Source organism: Levilactobacillus suantsaii, from assembly GCF_014069315.1.
In the GTDB taxonomy this organism is placed as follows: domain Bacteria; phylum Bacillota; class Bacilli; order Lactobacillales; family Lactobacillaceae; genus Levilactobacillus; species Levilactobacillus suantsaii.
Map to the genome: position 1 here is coordinate 1,561,980 of NZ_CP059603.1, position 22,501 is coordinate 1,584,480.

At 51.5% G+C, this 22,501-nt stretch carries 22 protein-coding genes and 1 tRNA gene; 17 read left to right on the top strand and 6 right to left on the bottom strand.

What is annotated here, in order from left to right; translation table 11 throughout:
* Positions 1 to 149 precede the first annotated feature (149 nt).
* From H3M12_RS07210 to H3M12_RS07225, 4 genes are read left to right on the top strand one after another with little or no spacing between them, the layout of a single operon-like run.
* A complete protein-coding gene (locus H3M12_RS07210) occupies positions 150 to 671 on the top strand; it encodes a flavodoxin (protein WP_129032896.1) in 522 nt (173 codons plus the stop codon).
* Positions 672 to 691: 20 nt separating this feature from the next.
* Positions 692 to 1,435, top strand: coding sequence for an SDR family oxidoreductase (locus H3M12_RS07215; RefSeq protein ID WP_129032895.1), 744 nt, complete (start codon positions 692 to 694; stop codon positions 1,433 to 1,435).
* A gap of 23 nt (positions 1,436 to 1,458) precedes the next feature.
* Positions 1,459 to 1,875, top strand: a complete 417-nt coding sequence (locus H3M12_RS07220) for a cupin domain-containing protein (RefSeq protein ID WP_129032894.1) — start codon at positions 1,459 to 1,461, stop codon at positions 1,873 to 1,875.
* Between the two features lie 2 nt (positions 1,876 to 1,877).
* Positions 1,878 to 2,195 (top strand): carboxymuconolactone decarboxylase family protein, encoded by a 318-nt coding sequence (locus H3M12_RS07225; RefSeq protein WP_129032893.1) that lies wholly within the window; start codon positions 1,878 to 1,880, stop codon positions 2,193 to 2,195.
* A gap of 83 nt (positions 2,196 to 2,278) precedes the next feature.
* Here the strand turns inward: H3M12_RS07225 and H3M12_RS07230 are convergent, their stop codons facing one another.
* Positions 2,279 to 3,154, bottom strand: coding sequence for a LysR family transcriptional regulator (locus H3M12_RS07230; protein ID WP_182150570.1), 876 nt, complete (start codon positions 3,152 to 3,154; stop codon positions 2,279 to 2,281).
* 156 nt (positions 3,155 to 3,310) lie between these two features.
* Between H3M12_RS07230 and H3M12_RS07235 the strand changes: the two genes are divergently transcribed.
* Positions 3,311 to 4,795, top strand: coding sequence for an FAD-dependent oxidoreductase (locus tag H3M12_RS07235; protein WP_129032891.1), 1,485 nt, complete (start codon positions 3,311 to 3,313; stop codon positions 4,793 to 4,795).
* 146 nt (positions 4,796 to 4,941) lie between these two features.
* Here the strand turns inward: H3M12_RS07235 and H3M12_RS07240 are convergent, their stop codons facing one another.
* Complete coding sequence (locus H3M12_RS07240; protein WP_129032890.1) at positions 4,942 to 6,300, bottom strand: gluconate:H+ symporter; 1,359 nt, start codon at positions 6,298 to 6,300, stop codon at positions 4,942 to 4,944.
* Positions 6,301 to 6,564: 264 nt separating this feature from the next.
* Positions 6,565 to 8,115 (bottom strand): gluconokinase, encoded by a 1,551-nt coding sequence (gntK, locus tag H3M12_RS07245; RefSeq protein ID WP_129032889.1) that lies wholly within the window; start codon positions 8,113 to 8,115, stop codon positions 6,565 to 6,567.
* 337 nt (positions 8,116 to 8,452) lie between these two features.
* Here gntK and H3M12_RS07250 point away from each other — a divergent pair, with 337 nt between their 5' ends.
* Positions 8,453 to 9,298, top strand: a complete 846-nt coding sequence (locus tag H3M12_RS07250) for a MurR/RpiR family transcriptional regulator (protein ID WP_233449151.1) — start codon at positions 8,453 to 8,455, stop codon at positions 9,296 to 9,298.
* A gap of 49 nt (positions 9,299 to 9,347) precedes the next feature.
* Entirely contained in the window at positions 9,348 to 10,118 is a 771-nt protein-coding gene (locus tag H3M12_RS07255) for a GH25 family lysozyme (RefSeq protein WP_182150571.1), read from the top strand.
* A gap of 82 nt (positions 10,119 to 10,200) precedes the next feature.
* On the opposite strand, the gene H3M12_RS07260 is transcribed toward H3M12_RS07255, so the two are convergent.
* Positions 10,201 to 10,584 carry a DUF4828 domain-containing protein gene (locus H3M12_RS07260; protein WP_129032886.1) on the bottom strand — a complete coding sequence of 128 codons (384 nt, stop codon included), beginning with the start codon at positions 10,582 to 10,584 and terminating at the stop codon, positions 10,201 to 10,203.
* 224 nt (positions 10,585 to 10,808) lie between these two features.
* Between H3M12_RS07260 and H3M12_RS07265 the strand changes: the two genes are divergently transcribed.
* The 7 genes from H3M12_RS07265 to H3M12_RS07295 all read left to right on the top strand — a co-directional run bounded on the left by H3M12_RS07265 (position 10,809) and on the right by H3M12_RS07295 (position 17,565).
* Complete coding sequence (locus H3M12_RS07265; protein WP_182150572.1) at positions 10,809 to 11,810, top strand: Gfo/Idh/MocA family protein; 1,002 nt, start codon at positions 10,809 to 10,811, stop codon at positions 11,808 to 11,810.
* Positions 11,811 to 11,828: 18 nt separating this feature from the next.
* Positions 11,829 to 13,181 carry a DEAD/DEAH box helicase gene (locus H3M12_RS07270; protein ID WP_129032884.1) on the top strand — a complete coding sequence of 451 codons (1,353 nt, stop codon included), beginning with the start codon at positions 11,829 to 11,831 and terminating at the stop codon, positions 13,179 to 13,181.
* Positions 13,182 to 13,237: 56 nt separating this feature from the next.
* A tRNA-Arg gene (locus H3M12_RS07275) sits at positions 13,238 to 13,310 on the top strand.
* Positions 13,311 to 13,499: 189 nt separating this feature from the next.
* Positions 13,500 to 13,709, top strand: a complete 210-nt coding sequence (locus H3M12_RS07280) for a hypothetical protein (protein WP_225423542.1) — start codon at positions 13,500 to 13,502, stop codon at positions 13,707 to 13,709.
* A gap of 596 nt (positions 13,710 to 14,305) precedes the next feature.
* A complete protein-coding gene (locus H3M12_RS07285; protein ID WP_182150573.1) occupies positions 14,306 to 15,160 on the top strand; it encodes a shikimate dehydrogenase family protein in 855 nt (284 codons plus the stop codon).
* Positions 15,161 to 15,599: 439 nt separating this feature from the next.
* Positions 15,600 to 16,052, top strand: coding sequence for a universal stress protein (locus H3M12_RS07290; RefSeq protein ID WP_182150574.1), 453 nt, complete (start codon positions 15,600 to 15,602; stop codon positions 16,050 to 16,052).
* A 157-nt stretch (positions 16,053 to 16,209) separates the two neighbouring features.
* Positions 16,210 to 17,565, top strand: coding sequence for a gluconate:H+ symporter (locus tag H3M12_RS07295; protein WP_129032880.1), 1,356 nt, complete (start codon positions 16,210 to 16,212; stop codon positions 17,563 to 17,565).
* A 188-nt stretch (positions 17,566 to 17,753) separates the two neighbouring features.
* Here the strand turns inward: H3M12_RS07295 and H3M12_RS07300 are convergent, their stop codons facing one another.
* Entirely contained in the window at positions 17,754 to 18,695 is a 942-nt protein-coding gene (locus tag H3M12_RS07300) for a glycosyltransferase family 2 protein (protein WP_129032879.1), read from the bottom strand.
* A gap of 277 nt (positions 18,696 to 18,972) precedes the next feature.
* Between H3M12_RS07300 and wecB the strand changes: the two genes are divergently transcribed.
* Genes wecB through H3M12_RS07315 form a run of 3 tightly spaced genes read left to right on the top strand, consistent with a single transcriptional unit; the run spans position 18,973 to position 21,887 of the window.
* On the top strand, positions 18,973 to 20,106 hold the full coding sequence (gene wecB, locus H3M12_RS07305) for a non-hydrolyzing UDP-N-acetylglucosamine 2-epimerase (RefSeq protein ID WP_129032878.1): 1,134 nt from the start codon (positions 18,973 to 18,975) through the stop codon (positions 20,104 to 20,106).
* Complete coding sequence (locus H3M12_RS07310; protein WP_129032877.1) at positions 20,099 to 20,953, top strand: nuclease-related domain-containing protein; 855 nt, start codon at positions 20,099 to 20,101, stop codon at positions 20,951 to 20,953. Before wecB ends, H3M12_RS07310 begins: the two co-directional genes overlap by 8 nt.
* A gap of 19 nt (positions 20,954 to 20,972) precedes the next feature.
* Positions 20,973 to 21,887: a YihY/virulence factor BrkB family protein gene (locus H3M12_RS07315; RefSeq protein ID WP_129032876.1), complete on the top strand. Its 915-nt coding sequence runs from the start codon at positions 20,973 to 20,975 to the stop codon at positions 21,885 to 21,887.
* A 72-nt stretch (positions 21,888 to 21,959) separates the two neighbouring features.
* Here the strand turns inward: H3M12_RS07315 and H3M12_RS07320 are convergent, their stop codons facing one another.
* A complete protein-coding gene (locus H3M12_RS07320) occupies positions 21,960 to 22,415 on the bottom strand; it encodes a flavodoxin (RefSeq protein ID WP_129032875.1) in 456 nt (151 codons plus the stop codon).
* Between the last annotated feature and the right edge of the window lie 86 nt (positions 22,416 to 22,501).

The following is a 22,501-nucleotide window of genomic DNA, read 5'->3' on the forward strand; positions in this document are numbered from 1 at the left end:
AACGTGGAAAACAGCTGAGGTTTTTAGCAGGTTAAAGATAAACGGCATGCTTAAAAGGCATTAATCAAATAATTATAGGCATTAGACCTATATCAAACTGGCGCCTATACTAGGTCTTGTTCATGAGGCCCGTTGAAAGGAGAAATTAAATGCTCACGGTGATTGATTTTTCATCCCCCGGAGAAACCCTGGTTCGTGGGCAAACGCCGGTGGTGACAGAGGGGCATACCGCCCAAGTCGCCCGGTTACTGGGTGAGCGGTTGGGCATTGCGCCCGTGGCCTTACATCCGCAAGTCCCTTATCCAATGACTTACCCGGCACGCTTGAAACGGGCCCGCGCTGAACAAACGCAACACGCGTTCCCAGCGATTGAACCGGTGGCGTCCGCTGCATTACGGGCCCCCGTATGGGTCTTAGGTTATCCCATCTGGTTCGGCGGTGTACCACGCGTCATCGCGACATTGCTGACTCAGACCACCACACCACCGCGTGAGATTTATCCGTTTGCGACCCACGAGGGGAGTGGTCTGGGGCACAGTTTAGATGACCTGCAACGGTTATGTCCAACGGCGGTCATCCATCCGGGGCTCCCAATTCGGGGGTCGCGGGTGGACCGGGCCGCGCCGGCCGTGGACCATTGGCTCCAACAAGGGTTAGCAGACAACAAATGACGGACAAAGGAGATCATCAAATGACAGTTCGAGACAAAGTAATCGTGATTACCGGGGCTTCCTCCGGTATCGGCGAGGCGAGTGCTAAGCTTCTCGCCCAGAATGGTGCTAAAGTAGTCTTGGGTGCGCGGCGTGAAGCTCGACTCCAAGCAATTGTGACGGCTATTAAAAATGCTGGGGGTCAAGCGACTTACCAGGTGACCGACGTGACCAAGCCGGCTGAAGTCCAAGGCTTAGTTGATTTGGCGAAGACTACCTTTGGTGGCCTCGACGTCATCTTTAACAACGCTGGCATTATGTCGAACTCCCCAATCAGCGCGCTACACACCGACGAGTGGAACGCGATGATCGACATCAACTTGAAGGGGGTCTTGAACGGCGTGGCGGCGGTCATGCCGACGTTTACCGGTCAAAAGCACGGTCAAATCATCACGACGTCTTCCGTGGCCGGCATCAAGAGCTTTGCCGGGTCCGGGGTCTATGGGGCGACTAAGTTTGCCGTCCGGAACCTGATGGAAGTCATTCGGATGGAAAGCGCCCAGGAAGGTACCAACATTCGGACCGCTTCGTTGTACCCGGCGGCTATCAATACGGAACTGCTCCACACCATTACCGATCAACAAACGGCTAATGGCATGCAGAAGTTCTACGACGCCGTGGGCATCACCCCGGACGCCGTCGCCCGCGTGGTCAACTTTGCGGTCGACCAACCCGAAGACGTCAACGTTAATGAATTTACAATTTATCCAACCAAACAAGCTTAAAACTCAGCAAGGAGGACAATATAATGGCTAAAAATGAAGCAATCAAAGACGGAATTTTCCCAATGGGTGCCAAGAACGATGCGTACGCCAAATTCTTTACGGGTCAAAGTTATTTACAAGGGTTAGTGCGCGATCCCGACGTTAGTGTCGGCGTCAGCAACGTGACCTTCGAACCCGGTTGCCGGAACAACTGGCACATTCATCACAATGGGTTCCAGATTTTACTGGTCACCGGTGGCGAAGGCTGGTACCAAGAAGACGGCAAGCCCGCACGGCATTTGACGGCCGGTGATGTGGTCGTGACCCACGACGGCGTCAAGCACTGGCATGGGGCCACTAAGGACAGCTGGTTCTCCCACATCGCCATTACGGCGGGGACACCAGAATGGTTGGAGCCCGTTTCGGATGAACAATACGCTGCAGTGGAAGGAGATAAATAATTATGGCTGAAAAACAAACGGCTGGTCGCGACAACTTAGGTGACTTTGCTCCGAAATTCGCGGAACTCAACGATGATGCTTTATTTGGTGAAGTTTGGTCACGTGAGGACAAATTATCGGCCCGTGACCGGAGCTTGATCACGGTGGCTAGCCTGCTCACGCAGGGGGTCCCTCAACTTGAAGCGCACATGAAGATTGCCAAACAACACGGCGTGACTAAGGACGAGATGGTGGAACTCATCACCCACTTGGCCTTCTACACTGGGTGGCCAAAAGCTTGGTCCGCATTTGGTTTAGCTAAGCAAATCTACAAGGACTAATCTGCATTTAAAAATGACTGTTAAAAAACATGCCTCAGTGGTGACCGGATAAGCCGGTCGCGTTACTGGGGCGTGTTTTTGAATTAGAACCAAGTGGCTTGTTTGTCGGCGACCGTGGCTTGCAGCGCATCGATGATGGCGGTGAAGTAGGTCTCTTGCTTGGTAGCACGCAAGTAGCTGACGCCGTAAGTCATGGGGATGTCTAGATCCAACGGTCGGTAGACCACGTCGGTGTTTTGCGGGTCGATGGCAAAACCGGGAATCAAGCCGAGGCCTTCTCCAGAAGCCGCATACATCGCACATTCTGCAATATTTTTGACTGTCGTCAATTCCAAGTTAGGCAGTGTTTGGCGGAGCGTATTACTGAGGCGAATGGCAGAATGGACGGGGGGCGTGCTGTTCCAAATCCAGAGCTTGTGCTGGGCGAGGTCGGTGAGGCTGAGCTTGGATTTTAGGGTCAGGAGTTGGTCGCGGGGGATAATCACGCTATAGTGGCCGCGCAATAGCGGCGTGAAAGCGATACGCGGGTCGGCATGGAAGAAATCTTCCTGCATTAGGATGAAGGTCGCCTGCTGATTTAGCAATAAGTTTAAACTCGCGGCATATGAGGCCGGACGAAAACTGGAGAGTTGGATTGGTCGATTGTGCTGAGCGGTGAAGCGGTGGAAAAACGCCGGTAAAAAGACCCGTTCGAAGGGGATGATCGAGTGGCAGACCGTAATGGGTCGCGACGCTTTATCAGCGTAAATGTGCTCGAGCACCTGATTGAACTGCGCGGCAAGTTGTTGCAGGTGGGTGTAGAGGTAGTGGCCCTCGGGGGTCAAGTCGGTCTGGTGGGCGTGAACCGCGATGATTTTAAATCCCAGTTCGGTTTCGAGGCGCTTTAGGTTTTTGGAGACCGTGGACTGGGACACGTAGAGTTGGGTAGCGGTCTGAGTCACGCTTTTGGTTTGGCCCACGGAAAGTAGGCATTTGAGCTGTAATGAATTCACAAGTTACCATTCCAATTCGTCATAAAGGTATGCGATTTACGCGTGATCAGTCCGCAAAATTTGCCGTACCATGAACGTGTAAGCGATAACAATTGCAGACTAACGTAAAGGACTGATTAAATTATGACACAAACAACTTACGATGTCATCGTTGTCGGCGCTGCCAACGCCGGGGGCTTTGCTGCCGGAGCCGCCGCGGAAAAGGGCGCCAAGGTCTTAGTTATCGACAAGAAGTCGTCGAGTGATCACCTGTACCGCAATACGATTGCCTCGGTCGATAGCGCCGCGCAGAAGCGGGCTGGGGTGCACATCGACAAGCGTGAATTAGTTGAATTTCTGTCGGCGTTTGCCCAGGACAACGTTGACCAAAAGCTCCTGTGGACTTGGGTCAACCATAGTGGCGAAGCCATGGATTGGTTGGAAGAGCAGGTCTTAAAAACCAATGGTGACCACCTCCATGCCACTGGCGATGCGTATTATGAACACTTGATCAACAAGGCATTCCCATCTGGTAATGAGGTCACCCGCGATGAAAAATCCTGGGACCAGGGCTGGGGCAAGTACGTGATTCAAAAGGACCGTGACTTGGGTGTGACGTTCAAGTATCGGACCAAGTTAGAAAACTTATTGACCGACGCCCAAAATCGGGTCGTTGGTGTACGGGTCAAGGACACCGAGACCAATGCCATCAGTGAGTTTACGGCAACCAAGGGCGTTATCCTGTGTACCGGTGGCTATGGGGCCAACGAAGCGTTGATGCAGAAGTGGGCGCCAACGTTGCTCCAGAAGAACACCTATACTCAAAGCCCCCGCGATGATGGGTCTGGTCAATTGGCGGCCTTGGCTGTGGGGGCTGCCCGCGACGACGAACCGGCCAGCATCATCTTCGATCGGGGCGCGGTCCCGGTCGGCACCAATATTGATGATTACTACGTCAAGGACTGGAAGAGTCACCAGTTCGTCTTAGGCTCCTACCCACTGCTCAAGGTCAACTTGAAGGGGGAGCGTTTCTTCAACGAAAGTGCCCCGTATCAGTTTGCCATGAATTCACTCCGGCACCAACCAGGACATTTGGAAGTCATGGTCTGGAACCAAAAGACCATGGACAACCTGCAACAGTTCCACACGTTAGGGTGCTCACGGTTAGGCTGGCCTGGTATCTTCGGCGCAGACGGCGAAAAGAAGCTGGTTCAACAGTACCTGGAAAAAGGTTACGTGAAACAGGCGGACAGTATTGAAGAACTGGCCCACAAGATGCAATTACCAGCTGACCAGCTGCAAAAAACCGTGGCACGGTACAATGATCTCTGTGCTGCTGGCGAAGACCAGGATTTCGGCAAGGAAAGCTACCGGATGTTCCCCGTCGATGGTGGCCCGTACTACGCGGTCACGTTAGGGGGAATTTTACTTGCCACCTTGGACGGGTTGCACGTCAACGAACGGATGCAAGTCCTCGACCGGAATGCTGATCCAATCCAAGGGCTTTACGCCGCTGGCAACTGTGCGGGGGGCTTCTTCTGGGGCGCTTACCCGGACCGGGTTCCCGGTTTGACGGCCAGTCACGCGGTCACCTTTGGCCGGTTAGCGGGTCAGACTGTGCTAGCCTAACGTTTGACGCCTGGTTTGATGCCATGATGAACACCAAATAACTTAAAACGTGCACCGCTTACAAATGGATTTTCCATTTAAAAGCGGTGCACGTTAGTGTTTTGTCGGTGATACGTTAAACGGGGGAATGACTAGTCACTGGCAGGTTAATGGATAACTAGGCTCAGCAACAGCACGATAATGATGCCGACCACGGAAATGATACTTTCCAGGACCGTCCAGATACTTAACGTCTGTTTGACGGAGAGGTCGAAGTATTCCTTGAACATCCAAAAACCGGCGTCGTTCACGTGCGAAGCGGCTAATGACCCGGCCCCAATGGCGAGCACCATCAAAGCGGGGTCCACGCCGGCTTGGGCCATCAGAGGGGCCACGATGCCGGCGGCGGTCAAGGCCGCGACGGTCGCAGAGCCTAAGGCTACCCGTAAGACCACGGCGACCAACCAGCCTAAGAGTAAAGGCGACATATTGGAATTGACGAAGATCTTCGCCACTTCGTCCCCGACACCACCGCTGATTAAGACTTGCTTGAAGGCGCCACCACCTCCGATGACCAAAAGCAGCATGGCAATCGACTTGATAGCATCTTCTAGACTTTGCATGATGGCGGACGTTGGCCGTTTGCGGGCCCAGCCCATGGTGAACATCGCCACTAACAGCGAAATCAGCATGGCCATCGCCGGATCGCCAATCAGGGCGATGATATGGTCCAGCATGGTTGCTCCCTTGGTCGGCGTGGCCCCGCCGTTGACCGTCATCTTGTAGATGGTGGTAATCGCCATCAAGATAACGGGGAATAAAGAGGTTAAGACGGCCATCCCAAAGCTAGGGGATTCGGACTTTTTGAACGTCTTGACTTCCCCTAATGACGACAGGTTCCCTTTTTGCTGGAAGGCACTGGGCGCAAAGCGTTGGGCCAACTTGGTAAAGAGGGGCCCAGCCACGATGGCACTGGGAATCGCAACCACTAACCCGAGTAATAGGATTTCTCCGTCGTTAGCATTCAAGACGGCGGCGATGGCAACCGGCGCCGGATGGGGTGGTAAGAACCCGTGGGTCACGGACAGCGCAGCGGCCATGGAAATTCCCAGATACAGGATCGGCACGTCGGCTTCAACGGCAATGGCAAAGACGATTGGAATCAATAAGACCAGGCCGACTTCAAAGAACAGGGCGATCCCGATAATGAATGACGCCAGCATAATGGCAACTTGCAATCGTTTTTTACCGAATTTATCAATTAAGGTGGTGGCAATCACGTAGGCCCCACCAGCATCGGCGACCAGCCGACCCAGCATGGCCCCGAAACCGAAGACCAAGGAGAGTTCTCCCAGTTGACTGCCGATTCCTTCTTCGATGGTGGCCATGATCTTGGTCAGATTCATGCCCAGTAATAGCGCAGTCAAAACGGAAGTCATGACCAGCGAGACGAAGGTGTTGATTTTGAAACGAATAATGAGGACCAATAAAAAGATGACCCCAACAACAAGTGCTAAAAGTTCCATAGTAGTAAGCCCTTTCATCTTGATATAGTGTGAAAAGCCAGCTTCCCCCAAAACAGACTTTTCGTAAGCGCTTTATATTATACTTGATGGTACACAATTTGTACATAAAAGAACCTTCTTTTGTTTCATTTTGACGCAACTAAAATAGGCTAGTTTTCTGAAAAATGATTTGGTGGGTCAAAGGTTGCGGCCAGTCGGTGGCCGGGGAGACAAAAAAGGGGGCCTATCCAAGTTTGGATAGGCCCCCTTACGGGTGATTAACCGTTATTTTTTAGTAGTTTGTTGCGGGTGCTTTCGCTGGAATTCCGCAATGTTCTTGTACTCGGATTGTAACTTCCGGCTCAAACGGATGTAGATTGGAACTAACGTCCGGTAAGCTTCGTAAGTGTCCGGGTTCGGGTGGTGCACGTTAGCAACCCCGATAAAGTTCTTCACTTCAGTCAGATCATCGATCAGACCCAAGGAGTACATCCCTAAGGTCACAGCCCCTAAGGCCGTTCCTTCAGGACTTTCGGGAATCGTGACGTCTTGTTCGAAGATGTCAGCTAACATTTGGCGCCAGAGCGCGGAACGCGCGAAACCACCAGTTGCCTGGATGCTGGATGGTTTGCCCACGACTTCTTCCAGAGCCAACATGACCGTGTAGAGGTTGTAGACGATACCTTCCAAGGCTGCCCGGACCATGTGCGCCCGGGAATGGGTCCGCGTTAACCCGAAGAAGGAGCCCCGAGCGTTAGCGTCCCAGATTGGGGCCCGTTCGCCACCTAAGAATGGGTGGAAGATGAGGCCATCGGAACCGGCCGGAATCTTAGACGCAATTTCGGTCAACAGGTCGTAAGAATCGACTTGCATTTGTTCCGCCGTAATCTTTTCGGGCGCGAAGAGTTGATCCCGGACCCAACGGAAGACAATCCCCCCGTTGTTGACCGGTCCACCAACGACCCACCGGCCTTTGGACAGGTAATAGCAGAAGACCCGGCCTTTAGGGTCGATCTTTGGCTTATCAGTGACGACCCGGACTGCACCAGACGTTCCGATAGTCACAGCGACGACTCCTGGCTTGATGGCGTCGACCCCGAGGTTCGCTAACGGACCGTCGGAAGCTCCCATGATGAACGGAATGTTCGGGTCCATACCAATCACACCGGCGTAATCAGCTTTCATACCGGAGATTTGGTCGGTGGTGTCCACCAGCTTAGGAAGTTGGTCGCGGGTGATTCCGGCGACTTCTAAGGCTTGGTCGTCCCAGTCCATCTTGAAGATGTTGAATAACCCAGTGGCGTTAGCAACAGAGTAATCTTCTTGTAAGACGCCAAATAACTTGTAGATAACGTATTCCTTGATGCCAACGAACCAACGGGCCTTGTTGAAGAGGTCAGCGTGTTCATTGCGCAACCAGATTAACTTGCTCAGCGGCGTCATTGGGTGGATCGGCGTCCCGGTCTTTTCGTACAATTGCTTACCGACACCGTTTTCACGAAGTTCGTCAGCGTATTGCACGGCCCGGTTATCGGCCCAGGTGATGGCCCGCGTCAATGGCTTGTGGTCCTTGTCTAATAAAATCAAACTGTGCATCGCAGCGGAGAAGGAGACCCCGTGCAATTGACCATTCTTCAAATCAGCCTTCCGTAGCACCGTCGTTAAGCCATCAATAATTGCGGAGAAGATTTCTTCGGGATCTTCTTCGGCCATGTCGGGGACATCTTGGTACAACGGGTACAGGTTGTTTGAATAACCCTGCATCTTACCTTCAGTGTCATAAAGGACTGTTTTGACACTGGTCGTACCAATGTCGACTCCAATCATGTAATCCATAAAATTCTTCCTTTCGTGGTAACTCGATTAAGTCACTAGCGTCTTACGGTACCTTGACGTCGCAACCGGGTAAAAACTCTCGGTATCAGCCAGTGGAGACCGTCGTTCCCATGACGAAAACGTTATCATAGATAGCGTACTGGGTCGTTTGTTGAAAAGCAAGCGTTGGCCCTCATCAAAATGTGACTTACGGCCCATTTTAGACAAAAACGCTCCCAAAGGCAACGCTGTTTATTATATGTAAAAAAGTTTCACTTTTCAAGTGGGGTGTTGTAAAATATTTACAAAAAGATTTCTAAAAACAGGAAAGGTGATGGTGGTTATCGCACGTTCAGCATTGGGTAAGCTACGGGGGAAATATGATAGTCTCTCGACCACGGAAAAACGGATTGCGCAATTGGCGCTGAACAGTCCGTCGTCGGTCAGTGAGATGACGATTCGTGAGCTTGCCAGTGCCGCCGGAGCGTCGACCGCATCGATCTCCCGTTTCGTCAAACGGTTAGGTTACGCCAACTATCGGGAATTTACCATGGAGTTGGCGCACGTGGTGGTGGTCGACGCTAAGGAAGGGGCTAAGCTCTTCAAGGAATTAGGCGAGGGGGACTCGTTGGGTGTCATCGCCAACAAGGTGTTTCATTCGTCGATGGCCTCGCTAGAAGAGACCAACGATGCGCTAAGTGAAAAGGACATCGCCCGGGCCGTATTAAAGTTGATCAACGCCAAGAACGTTGCTTTCTTCGGCCTCGGGGGGTCCTCCGTGGCAGCACTAGACGGCTACCATAAGTTTGTGCGGACGTCACTTACGGTGACCTATCATCCGGATTATGACATCCAGTTGATGCAGGCAGCCAAAATGACCAAGGATGACTGTGCCGTGGTCATCTCCCATTCAGGAAAAAACTACGAAACGATTCAACTGGTCAAGGTCCTCAAGGAAAATGAGGTTCCCATCATCGGGATTACCAGTTACAGTGGCTCACCTTTGGCGCGGGCGGCGACTGTGACCTTACTGTCGTTGACCGATGAGATCCAGTATCGTTCCGAGGGCTTGTATTCCCTGATTTCACAGATCGCCATTCTCGATAGTCTGTTCATGATGACGGTCCTACGCAGTTCGTCGCGGACCCAACCAGTTTTGATGCACGTCAGAGACGTTATCGAACGAACTCGCGAAGAACCCTAAGCCACCACATGGTATAATAAACCAAAGTGGTTAGACGGGAACGGTGACGATGGTGAAACGACGGGATTATCAACCAATTTACATTCGTGCGGCACGCCGGAAACGACGGTGGCGGCACGTGGGCTGGTTTGCGTTGCTGGTGGTCTTGGTCACGTTAGGCATCTTTGGCTGGCAAACGTGGCAGGAAAATCAGCAAAACCAGCTTAATCAGTATCCCGTTCAGGGGGTCACTATCAATCAGGGGAGCGGTTACCTCGATTTTCAGCAGCTCGCCAAACACCATCAATTCGTCTACATCCAGGCCACGTCTGGGGCCACCTATAGTGATAATGATTTTAGTAATAACTACTCGCGAGCTCAGGGAGCGGACCTGAAAGTGGGTGTGATGCACACGTTTAGTTTCACGTCGTCAGCGCAACGGCAAGTAGCTCACTTTAAGCAAACCGTAGGCCAGAGGACGGGAGGGCTGCCCATCATGGTGGCGGTCAGTTACTATGATCAATACAACAGTAGTAACCGACGAATGGCCACTCAGGGGCAGAAACTCAAACGAGTCGTCACCAGGCTGGAACGGACCTATCACCAAGGCGTCGTGGTCTATGCTAGTCGCACGGTCTTGGCCCAGTTTGTGCGGCCCGTTTTGCCCAACCAAACCGAATGGGTCGCCAATAGCCAGTTGGGTCACTATGGCGACCGGGTGGCGTTGATTGAATACGACGCTAACGGTCACTTGTCTCAAAATGGGCAGTCGCAGGCCGTGGGTTTTACGGTCTTTAACGGCTCACACCAGCAATGGGTGCACTTTTATCAACAGGACTAAATCAAAAACGGATCATCCGCACGTCCAAATCAGCATTTAGGCGTGTGGATGATCCGTTTTGAGTTTTACGGGCGTGAGGCCATCAATGGGCCGGAGCGGACGACGAGTTATCGACGGGGTGTACCGTATAGGTACAATCGTCAGCCTCATCAAAAAACGAGATGGGCCGTTGCTCATTGGCCCGGATGACTAAGTGATACCCAAATTTATCTTGAAACGTCAGCTTGTGGTCGTCGAGGCCCTTGACGTTGACTTCCAGGGACCGACCATCGATGTGTACATCCAGATTCGGGCTGATTTCTAACTGGTGGCGCCGCTGATTATACGGGTCCACAAATTGCCAGGTACCCGCATAAAATAGCGGGGACTCATTGGATTCATCGTGTTGCTTTTTGCGAAGTGAGAAGCCACTAGTTAGTCCGGCAAGTAGTGAAATACCAAATAGTGCAAGTTCTCGACCTTTCACCGGAAATCCCTCCTTTGAACTATTGTCTACCCTAAATATAACATGTTTTAAGGGATAAACCACGCAAGACCCTCTCCATTTTTAAGAAAAAACAAGGTGCTGACTATGCCTTTGCGGTGGGGACTGGTAGAATAAGGGAAGACTAGATAATGACCTGTGGGGAGGGTGGTCACGGTCGTGCGTCGCTGCCCCCACAACTCAGACTTGTATTGGAGGAATGACTCATGATTCGGATCGGAACAGTTGGGACCCATTGGATTACGCAACAGATGGTTGACGCCTTGGCATTATCACAGCAATACGACTTAGCGGCGGTATACTCGCGGCATGCAGAGACCGCGACGACTTTTGCCCAGAAGAATCATGCCGCGGCGACTTATACGGACTATGCTACCATGTTGGCGGAAGCCGACCTGGATGTGGTATACCTGGCCTCCCCGAACAGTCTACATTTTCAACAGGCGCTAGCAGCGATTCGCCAAGATATCTCGGTCATCGTGGAAAAGCCCGCTGTGAGCAATCAGGGTGAGATGACGGCGTTGTTAGCGGAACTGGCTCGTCATCCCCACGTGCGTTTATTAGAAGCGGCACGCAACGTCCATACCCCGAATTTCCATGCCTTGGAAAAAGCGGTGGCCGCGTTGCCGATGGTTCAAGGGGCCACGTTGAGCTATATGAAGTATTCGTCGCGCTACGACCAAGTCTTAGCCGGCGAGCGGCCCAACGTCTTCACCAAGGAATTTTCTGGTGGGGCGTTACAAGATCTCGGAGTCTACCCCATTTACTTGGCCGTGGCGTTGTTTGGTCAACCAGCCCACGTGGCCTATTTTCCTACGTTAGTTGCGACCGGTGCCGATGGCAAGGGGATTGCCATCTTACGCTACGGGGACTTCGACGTGACCGTGAACTTCGGTAAGACCAGTAACGCTTACGCCTGGTCCGAGATTTACGGGTTGAAAGAGACCTTAGCCCTGGACGATGCTGGTGAAGTGACCCAGGTCCACGCGTATGCGGCTGATGGGACCGTGACGGATCTGACCGAGCCAGAGCTGGCTAACCCACTATTGCCAGAAGTCGCCGACTTCGCTCGGGTGCTTCAAAACCCGGACGACGCCCAGAATGCGGCCGACTATCGGCGCTGGTCGCGGTGGAGTCAACAGGTGAACCAAGTCTTGTACGACTTACGGGTCTCAGCGAATTTATATTTTCCGGCCGACGAAAACTAGAAAAGAAGAGGAACAACTATGTTAGAACAGTATCAAGCACATTTTCGCGCCCTAGGCTACACGGAACCCACCGCGATTCAAGCGGCGGTTTACGGTCCCATGACCAGTGACCAGAACGTTTTGGGGTTGGCCCCGACCGGGTCGGGCAAGACCGTAGCCTTTACTTTACCTGCCTTGGCGACCTTACTGCCTGGCGACGGTACCCAATTGTTGGTCTTAGAACCTTCCCAGGAACTGGCGATTCAAACCAGTCGGGTGATGCGTGATTGGGCCAAACTTTTGAATTTAAAGGTTGCCGCTTTGACCGGTGGCGCCAACGTTAAACGGCAGACCGAACGTCTTAAAAAGCGGCCCGAAGTGGTCGTGGGGACGCCAGGTCGGTTACTGAACCTGATTCAGGACCGTAAACTCAAGGTCCACTTGATTTCGATGATCATTGTGGACGAAGCCGATGACTTGTTGACTGGGGACACCTTAGAAACGGTCCGGGCTGTGGCTCAAGCAGCTCCGGCCGACGTTCAACTGGGCTTCTTTTCCGCGACGGATACGGCCATCTTGAGTGATTTAGGGAAATGGTTCGGTCAAGAAGTGACGCGGATCGACGTGCGCCAGGAAGACCACACCCAAGGCGATGTCCGCCACGTCCTCTTACAGGTCGGGATGGGGAAGCGCGATCAGATGTTGAAACGCCTCCTGGCGGTGCCCAACTTTCGGGCATTGGTCTTCTTCAAGCAGACCAATACGCTGAAGCACACGGCGACTAAGTTTTATCACGACCACGTTTCGGCGACCAGCCTGACCAGTGACTTACGGCAAGTCCAACGGGAAAAGGCCCTCCAAGACTTCCGCCAGGGACGGACTCGTCTGTTACTGACCACGGACGTGGCGGCGCGAGGATTAGATATTCCGAAGCTACCGGCCGTCATCAACTATGATCTGCCTAGCACAATCAACGAATACGTTCACCGAGCGGGGCGGACCGGGCGAATGGGCGAACCAGGCCAGGTCATCAGTCTTGGTGACGACCATGACTTGCGAGACCTCAAGAAATTGTTGCGCGAGACGGACTATGACCTGGTCTCTGTGTACTTTTCCGGCCGGCAGTTGACCACGGAACGGCCGAGCGCTACGCCCGCGGTTCGGGCCGAAGTACGACCGGCGACGCAGGCGGCACGAACGGTAGCTACGCGACCGGCGCACGACTCATTGACGCCAACCGTGACGGCTTCACCGGCGCAGGCCCCAGCCACGCACCAAGAGACACCAACGCCCAAGAAGTCCAAAAAGCACAAGAATCGGCATAATAAAAACAAGGGGATGCGTAAAAAGTGGCGTGACCGGGATGCCCAACACGACCGGGAACGCTCTTAACCCGTCCTTTACAATTAAAACAATCCGTGTCAAAATTAACTCACGGGTTGTACACTGGCCCTATAGCACAACTGGATAGGGCACCCGCCTCCTAAGCGGATGATCCCGGTTCGAGTCCGGGTGGGGTCATGAATGAACCGACCGTCACGTCAAACAGACGTGGCGGTTTTTTTGTGCGGCTAGGTAGAGGTGGTGAGAAGTCTGGCGGGTTATTTTGAACTAGTGGACTATTCGGTGAGTGAATGACGTATAATGGAACCATATCCTTTCCTTAGGTTGAAAACTATGCACGGTAGAGGAGAAAGGAGGTCTGTTTCCGTGGGCACCCAATTAAAGCGCTTTATTCGAGGCATTTTTTGGACGGTTTTAGCAAGCTACTTTTGGTACACTAATGTGCAAAATCACGCGGCCGGAATTGTTGGGATTATTCAAGACATTTTCGTGGTTTTGTCGGTAATTGCGGCATTATTTTACTACGTCACTTTGGTCGTAGATTTCTTTCAAATTATCCGGCACCGTTCAAAATAAGTTGTTGAGACTTAGTTAGTGGTCACTTTGGAGATTATCATCAGTGTTGCGTTGGTCAGATTATTAGTGAGGGAAGGTCACTGAATTTAGCAGTGTCCCCATGAATAAAATTGATTTTATAAAAACGCGATACTTTTTTGATTAGTTATTGATTCCAGAATTTGGGGGTTAGCAAAGAATATCGTAGGGGAGTCAAATAGAACTATATTAATAGAAGAAACTGAAAAATCAATTTGACTTTTTTATAGAAACGAGTAAACTTTCAATTATTAAGTAACCATTAACTTTATAAGGAGATTTTAACTATGACGACTTGGACAGCACGACAATCGAAACGATATTATAGCTGGTTTCAGTAGTCGTGCTGGCAGTTGCTGCGGGCACGACGCTTCGCAACAACTGTGACCAGTTCATTTCGGGAGGTAAAATCTACGGAAGAGTCACAGCGGTGATGGGTAAATAGCTGCGTGACTCTTCTTAATATTTGGGGGCGACTCAGGTTCATCCGCCGATATTTGAAGAATCGTCCGTATCCGTCTACGCATCACCAGCGGTTACGATTGGATTGAGAGGGCGATTTTATGACAAACAGCGAGATGGTACAATTTGGACTTTTGACGGACGCGACGCACCAGGAAACTTGGCTTCCACAAATACTGACTTGGGGCGCGGCCCGTTGCCAGACGTTTACCGTGGTTCCTGGGAAATTACCGGCTGTAATGGCAGACATTCGTGGCCGGGGGCTAGTGGGAGTTAATTTGGCAGGTCCCTTCAGGCGCGCAGTGGTGCCCTTGGTAGATACTTTAACGTTACGGGCGCGACAAACGCAAATCGTCAACACCGTTCGCAACGACCACGGCCGTTTAGTCGGTGACAACACAATGGGCGCGGGACTGTTTCAGGATCTACGAGCGCGGGGGTTACAGGTCACCGGTCGACGACTCGTCGTATTAGGAGCAGAGACCTTGGGGCAGGCCATCATTGCGGCAGCCGTAGATACCGGTTGTTCGCAGATTGATGTCATCGTACCAGTAACTGCCAGTTACGCTAGCCAAGCAACGTGGCTCAGTGGCTTGGCCCAAATGATGGACGGGACCTTACGGGTGCATCTCGCTACGGCGACGACCATCCTAGCTCGACTCGTCGCCCAAGCCGACGTGGTAATTAAGGCGACGCAAGGTACCGACGACCCAGTTTCCTTAGCAATCATGCGGCAGTTGCACCCGGGACAACTCGTTGTGGATGGGAGCGCATTGGTACGTACGAGCCCCTTTTTAGTTCAGGCGGCGCAGCAGGGAAGTGAGACCCACACCGGTTGGGGCTGTTTGATCTGGCAAGAAGCCTTGGCTTTTCAGTTCTGGACGGGGAAGGTCCTGGCGGTACCGGCGATGGAAGCGGAATTAGCCGCCCACCTCGCGCCCCAGTCAGTGGCCCGGCCAAGCGGAAGATAAGTTGATATAATCGCCGAATGAGCTAATCAAGTAAATAAATTCACAATGAAGAAGCTCTTCTATATAGGTAGAGCTTTTTTTGTTTTATCAGGCTAAGGTCAACCGTCGGCTAGCCACTGGGATGAGCGGCTCTCATTTGGGGTGGCATTTTACGCCGTCGATTAGTTACGGGGGAGGAATCGTAGTCCGGCAGTTTGCGATGTAGGCGTAAAACCCGAACGACGGAATTCGTAACCACAAACGATTATTTTTTAAAGACACTAAAATATTCTTAACTAGACCAAAACCTTTTGAAAGCAATGTAAGCGGCGGCAAATTAGTTTTTATTTAGTAAAACCATTTATATATTTCAAATGAAAAGTCAAATTGCAGGCGCTTTCTAGAAAACTTTCTTGTATAATATAGGTGGTGTTTAAAGATTTGAGGAGGTTGTCAAATTATGGATAATACAGAAACGATGAATCCCAAGAAGTTTAAGCGCATTTTGGTCGGGGTGGACGATTCTCCGGACGCCCAATTGGCTTTTCGGTACGCGATGAATCGGGCAAAATCCGATGACGCGGAGCTCGTGATTTGCACCATCATGGAGTCCGATGATATGAATGTTTACCAAGCATTGAACAAGGATTACGTGCATGGTCAGCGTGCCGAACTGGTCAAACACTTGGAGGGCTACCAGGATTTAGCCCAACGGGTCGGCGTTCAAAAGGTTAAGTTGGTCATCGGTGAGGGCGATCCCGGTGAAGCGATGGTGAAGAGCATCATCCCAGAAGTTAAACCTGATATTTTAGTTATCGGGTCCTTATCGAAAACTGGCGTGCGGAAGTATTTTGGAAGTCAGGCCGCTTACATGGCAAAATATTCTCCGATTTCTGTAATGATTGTGCGCTAACGTTTTCACGGACCTTTCATGATGAAAACGAAAATAATATTCGGTGAAACGCTTGCAAGTTGAAAAAAAGTTTCATACAATGGGGCCTATGCGAAATGATTGAATTAGCACTAATCAAGTAATTCGTCAGAATCTGGCATAGGAAAGAGAGAGAAAAATGCAGTTCGTGATTTTATTGTTGGGTATTCTACTGTTACTTTTCCTGATTATTAAAGTTAAGTTGAATACTTTCGTGTCATTGATCGCAACATCGATCCTAGTGGCGTTAGGCCTCGGGATGAACCCTGCTAATATTGCGACTTCCCTGAAAGATGGGATTGGCAGTTCTATGGGTGAACTCATTATCGTCTTTGGGTTCGGGGCCATGATCGGCCGGTTGGTCTCAGATGCCGGTGGGTCGTACCGAATTGCGCGGACGTTAATTAACATCTTCGGAAAAAAGCGCTTGCAAGTCGCTATCTTGGTGGCGTCATTCCTGATTGGGATTTCGTTACTGTTCGAAGTTGGGTTAGTTCTGGTCACGCCAATCGTCTTTGCCGTTGCGCTTGAAGCGGAAGTGCCATTCCTGTACTTAGGAATTTCCATGGCCGCTGCACTGTCAGCGACGCAAGGCTTCTTGCCACCACAACCATCCCCAACTGCCGTTTCCACGGCTTTGGGGGCCAACTTGGGTCAAGTCCTGTTAATCGGGATCGTCGTTGCCATTCCTTGTGTGATCGTCGCTGGTCCGATTTGGACGCGGGTCATTCGGCACTTCAGTCCAGACCTTTTCGTTATCAAGAAGTCCTTACCGGCTTTTGGTGAAGTGAAGGAATTTGATTTGAAGGAAACGCCTGGTTTTGGGATTTCTGTTTTGACCTCTTTGTTCCCGGTTATCTTCATGGCTTTGGCCACGATTTACCAAATGACGGTTGACGGTGGGACAACGCCAAAGAATCCACATGGTATGGATGCGGTTGTTTCGATGTTAGGGAACCCCGTTATCGCCATGGTGATTGCGTTGCTCTTTGCCATCTGGTCCATGGGTCTGCACCGGAAGCGGACGATGAAGGAAATCAGTGGCACGATTGAAAGTGCTGTCAAGTCCATTGCGATGCTCTTAATGGTCATCGCTGGTGGCTCCGCTTTCAAACAAGTCTTAATCGATGGGGGCGTGGGGAAGGCCGTGCAACAATTGATGGTCAACTCTTCCTTCTCACCACTAATCTTGGCTTGGTTCATTACCGTTATCTTACGGGTCTCCTTGGGGTCAGCGACTGTTGCCGGGATGACGGCTGCAGGACTGATCACGCCGTTGATGCACTCTCTGGGTGCCGATCCGGTCATGATTTCGTTAGCTATCGGTGCTGGGTCCTTGGCCGCTTCTCACGTCAACGATGCCGGTTTCTGGATGTTCTCTGAATACTTTGACTTGAGTGTCAAGGATACCTTCAAGGTTTGGACGTCCCTAGAAACGGTTATCTCGATTGTGGGGATTATCATGGTCGTGATTATCAACGCCATCTTACATTAATTTCTCTTGATTATCCCGAACGAGTTGTTAACGGACTTCACTGCTAATACCCGTTTGCTAGGACCCAGGCTTGGATGCTTGGGTCCTTTTGTTTGGTCAAATAACTAACAAAAACAGCCCCGTCAAGCGGGATCGTGATGGACTCACGGTCGCGTTGACGGGGCTGTTTGACCTGATAGGGGCCGCGATTACTTTTCTTCTCGGACGATGTATTTTGGTCGATGTTTGGTTTCGAGGTAAATTTTATTGATGTATTGGCCGAGAATTCCCAGACAAAAGAGCTGGATTCCACCAATCAATAGGACAATGACGACTAAAGATGGCCAACCAGCAACTGCACCACCCACGGTCAGGGCGCGAACCACCACGAAAATCAGGCCGATCAGCGACAAGAAAAACGAGATACTGCCGACCCAGGTGGCTAAGCGTAACGGTGCGTTCGAAAAATCGATGATGCCTTCGATCGAATACGAGAACAGTTGCCGTAAGTTCCAATGCGTGGTCCCCGCCGCGCGTGGTTGACTTTCGTAGGTCAGGTAAGTGGTCTTAAACCCGACCCAGCTAAAGATTCCCTTGGAAAAACGGTTGAATTCAGGTAGATCCAGGACCGTGTCAACGAATTGCCGGGTCATCAACCGGTAATCCCGGGCGTTTGGTTCAATGCGCACGTCCGAGATGCGGTTGATGACGCGGTAGAAGCTACTAGACAAGAACGCCCGTAACTTACTTTGACCCTTGCGTTCCTTTTGAATGGTGCCCACGCAGTCGTAGCCGTCGTTTTCGATGAGCTGAAACATTTGGGGCAACAATTCGGGTGGGTCTTGCAAATCGACGTCCATCACGGCAATTAAATCACCAGTCGTGGCCTGAAGTCCAGCGGCTAAGGCCGACTCCTTGCCAAAGTTACGTGAGAACGACCGGAAGTGGACCGTCTCGGGGTGCGCTTGGTGGAGCGTCTTCATTTCCGCTAACGTCTGGTCCGATGAGCCATCGTCGACGAAAATGTATTCTGGTGTGACCGTTTGGGTCGGGGTGTTCATGGTGTCGATCACCTTGCTAACGGTTCGGTAAAACAATGGAATTGACTCCTCCTCGTTATAGCAAGGAACGACTAAACTCAGTGTTTTCATGTATAGACATTCCTTTCAAACAACACGCTTAATTTTACAGCAAACCGGTCTAAATGACCATTACGATTCCTTTATGTTTCGGTATCTTTCTTAGCTAGAGGCGAAATACAAAGCAGGAATGGTGGGGAGTGAGTATGCCCTTAGACAGGCGCTCGTGATTGCGCTATGCTTGAATGGTTCTGAACGAAACCCATCAGAATAAAAAAGGTCATTCGCCCAACTTAGGCGGGTATCTGCTATAATTGGGCATAATGAATCCGGAAAGTAGAGGAAAACAATGACGAAACCCATTAAAGTGATGACCGTGTTCGGGACCCGGCCAGAAGCCATCAAGATGGCCCCGATTATTTTGGCCATGCAACAGCGACCGGCCGAGTTCACCCCGATTACCGTGGTGACGGCCCAACACCGGGAAATGCTGGACCAGGTCCTGGAGATCTTCCACATTCAGCCAGACTATGATTTAAACATCATGCGGCCCAATCAGACCCTAAGTGGGATTACCACCCGGGTCTTAGACCACCTCGACCAAGTGTTGAGTGAGGCCAAACCAGACATCGTGTTGGTCCACGGTGACACCACCACCACCTTTGCGGCCAGCGTGAGCGCTTTTTATCACCAAACCTTGTTGGGCCACGTGGAAGCTGGCTTACGCACCTGGAACAAATATTCGCCATACCCTGAAGAAATGAATCGCCAATTGACGGATATTTTAAGTGACTTGTACTTCGCGCCAACCGACCTTTCGCGGCAAAATCTTTTGAAGCAGGCCCATCCCGATAACCAAATCTACGTGACCGGCAATACCGCTATCGACGCCTTGAAGCAGACGGTTGATGCCGATTATCACCATGCGGTGTTGGACCAAGTCGATGCCGCCAACCGCTTGATTTTGGTGACCATGCACCGGCGGGAGAACCAGGGCGAACCGATGCACCGGGTCTTACACGCCATTCGGCAGGTCGTCACTGCCCACCCAGACGTGGAAGTTATCTATCCGGTCCATTTGAGCCCGGCTGTGCAAAAAGTGGCCCACGCCGAACTAGACGGGATGGCCCGGATTCATCTGATCGAACCGCTAGACGTGGTCGACTTTCATAACCTAGCGGCGCGGAGTTACTTTATCATGACCGATTCCGGAGGGGTGCAAGAAGAAGCCCCGTCGTTGAATAAGCCCGTGCTAGTTTTGCGTGACACCACGGAACGGCCAGAAGGGGTCACCAGTGGCACCTTGAAATTAGTGGGGACGGATCCCGCCAAGGTCACCACGGCTATGGAGGCGCTCTTAGATGACACGACGGCTTACCAAGCCATGGCCCAAGCAAAGAACCCGTATGGGGACGGCCACGCTGCCCAACGGATTTTAGCGGCGATTCAAGAGACTATCAATGGAGGCAAGCTTAATGGCTGAAACAGCGTATGACCGCGCGGAGATTAAGACGACCGAACAGTTGTCCGAAATCATGCGGCATATTCATCACGAGGCAAGAAAGCACAATGAACGGTTTGATTATAAAATCTTACGGAATGTGCACTTTGCCAATAAGGTCAAAAATCCCGTTACTCAGGAAATGAATGAAGGGGATTCTTGGCGCGTGATGCAGATCGATAACTTATTGGTCACGTCGTTTGGCGTGATCAATGTCGAAAGTAAGTATTGGCGGGGCATGATTTTTCATGATCTGTCGGACGAGATTTTTTCGTCGAGTTTGGATGACTTTTCCGCGGTCAATTTACGACGCCACCACGAAAAGGACACGACTAAAGCGTTGACGGCCCAGTTGGACCGCTTCTTCTTACCAAACCTTTCTGAAGAAAACGAGTCATTGACGCGAGGATATACGTTGAGTCTTGAACAGGAAGGACGCGAGAAACGGTCGGTGACCTTACACACGGGAATCGGCAATCCCGCTACCCAAGCGGAGCTGTCCTCCAAGTTGCTGGTGCGTTACATCAACAGTGAAATCACCATGCACAAGCAATTGGAGAACAAAAACGACCGCATCATCGACTTCGTTAAACCACTGGTCTATTACAACTACTATGATCGCTATGAGCGCAGTAACTCGCTCGTGGTCGGCAATAAAACGAAGCTGAATCCTAAGGACGCGTACAATTGTACCGCGGTGGCCAATTATCAAGACTTGGCGACCTTTATTGAAACGTTCCGGCAGGCGAAACGGGTGCGGTTTAGTCGGCGGACACTGAAAAAGATGATCAAGACGTTGAAGTTTGCGGAAGATTATGGATCATTCTAACGAGGGGAGTCGACCTGCCGTGGCTAATCGTTGGCAAAAACTAGTGGCCAAAGCGCAACCGGTAATCAAGGCCGTGGCGCGGCACTATAAGATGGCAAATGTTTCGGATTCGGCCGCAGTGCTGGCCTATTATTTGTTACTCTCTTTATTTCCAGCGCTCTTAGTTGTGGCCAGTTTGTTGCCCTTCTTACAGTTGGATGCCAAGACGGTCATGGAGGGCATTGAGCCCATCGTGCCCGCGGACATCTACCAGATGCTGGGACCGATTATTCATGCCTTTTTGACCCAACGGAGCGGTGGCGTCCTTTCCGTAGGGGTCGTGGTGGCCATTTGGTCGTCGTCACGGGCCGTAGCGGCTTTTCAACGAACCGTGAACCGGGCCTATGGCGTTGGGCGTACGCAAAACGCCCTCATCAACCGGGTCGGGGCGTTCTTTTGGATGGTCGTGCTGATTTTGCTCTTATTTGCATTAATGCTCTTTTTCAGTTTCAGTCAGCTCATCATGGAACACCTGATTCCGTTATTTCACTTTCCCGAGTACCTATTGTCGTACTTCAACGCTGCACGGTGGCCGGTTACCTTTGTGGTCACGTTCTTTATCCTAGCCATTTTGTTTTACTTTGTGCCCAACGCACGGGTTAAGTGGCGCTATGTCTGGCCAGGGGCGTTAACGGCGGCATTGGGTTGGTTACTTCTTTCACAAGCGTTTTCGCTGTATTTAAAGTATTTTATGCATAGTATCGATAGCTATAAGACCATTGGGACGTTCATCGTCTTGATGTTTTGGTTGAACTTTACCGGGATGATTCTGATGTTCGGGGCGGTGTTGAACGCTTCAGTCCAGGAACTAGTGGATGGTCCCGCGGAGGAACAGACCCGGTTGCGCAGCTTTATTCAGCAGCATCAACCGAAAAAAAATCCCCGGCACGATTAGGTGCGGGGAATAAGCGATGTGGCGGGTGACTTCGAACGGAAGTTGCGCGCCACGTTTTGGCCCAAACGGCCGTTATTTTTGGTCTTGATGACTCGAAACCAACTGCTGGGCAAAGGCGTCCAACTGACGGATGTCGTCCTTGTCGGGTGCCAGATTGATTTTAACGTCAGGAGCACCCGGGGTGGCGTGGGCTTGCTGGAAGGCCGCGGCGAATTTATCAACGGAAATGTTGTAATACTGACCGTAGAAGGTGTCTCCAGAACCGGCCACCCCGTAAAGCTTCCCTGTTAGATCGAGGCCTTGTAGGTCTTCGTAAAAGTCAAGACCTTCGTCGGGCAACGCGCCCTCGTCATAGGTGTACGGGCAGACCACGCAAATATCGGCGGTCTGAAAATCAGTGGCGTCGGCTTGAGAGATCTCGGTTTCGGTGACCTGACAGCCAAGGCTCTCAAGTTTTTCGGTAATGATGTCGGCAATGTCTTCGTTATTGCCGGTAATGGTGGCAAAAACCACCTGTGCTGTAATCATGGCATTTTCCTCCTACTGGCCCTACGCCGCGGACGGTCCCGGTCCGCTAAGGTTTAGGGTTAACTAAATTAATTATAACAGGTCTA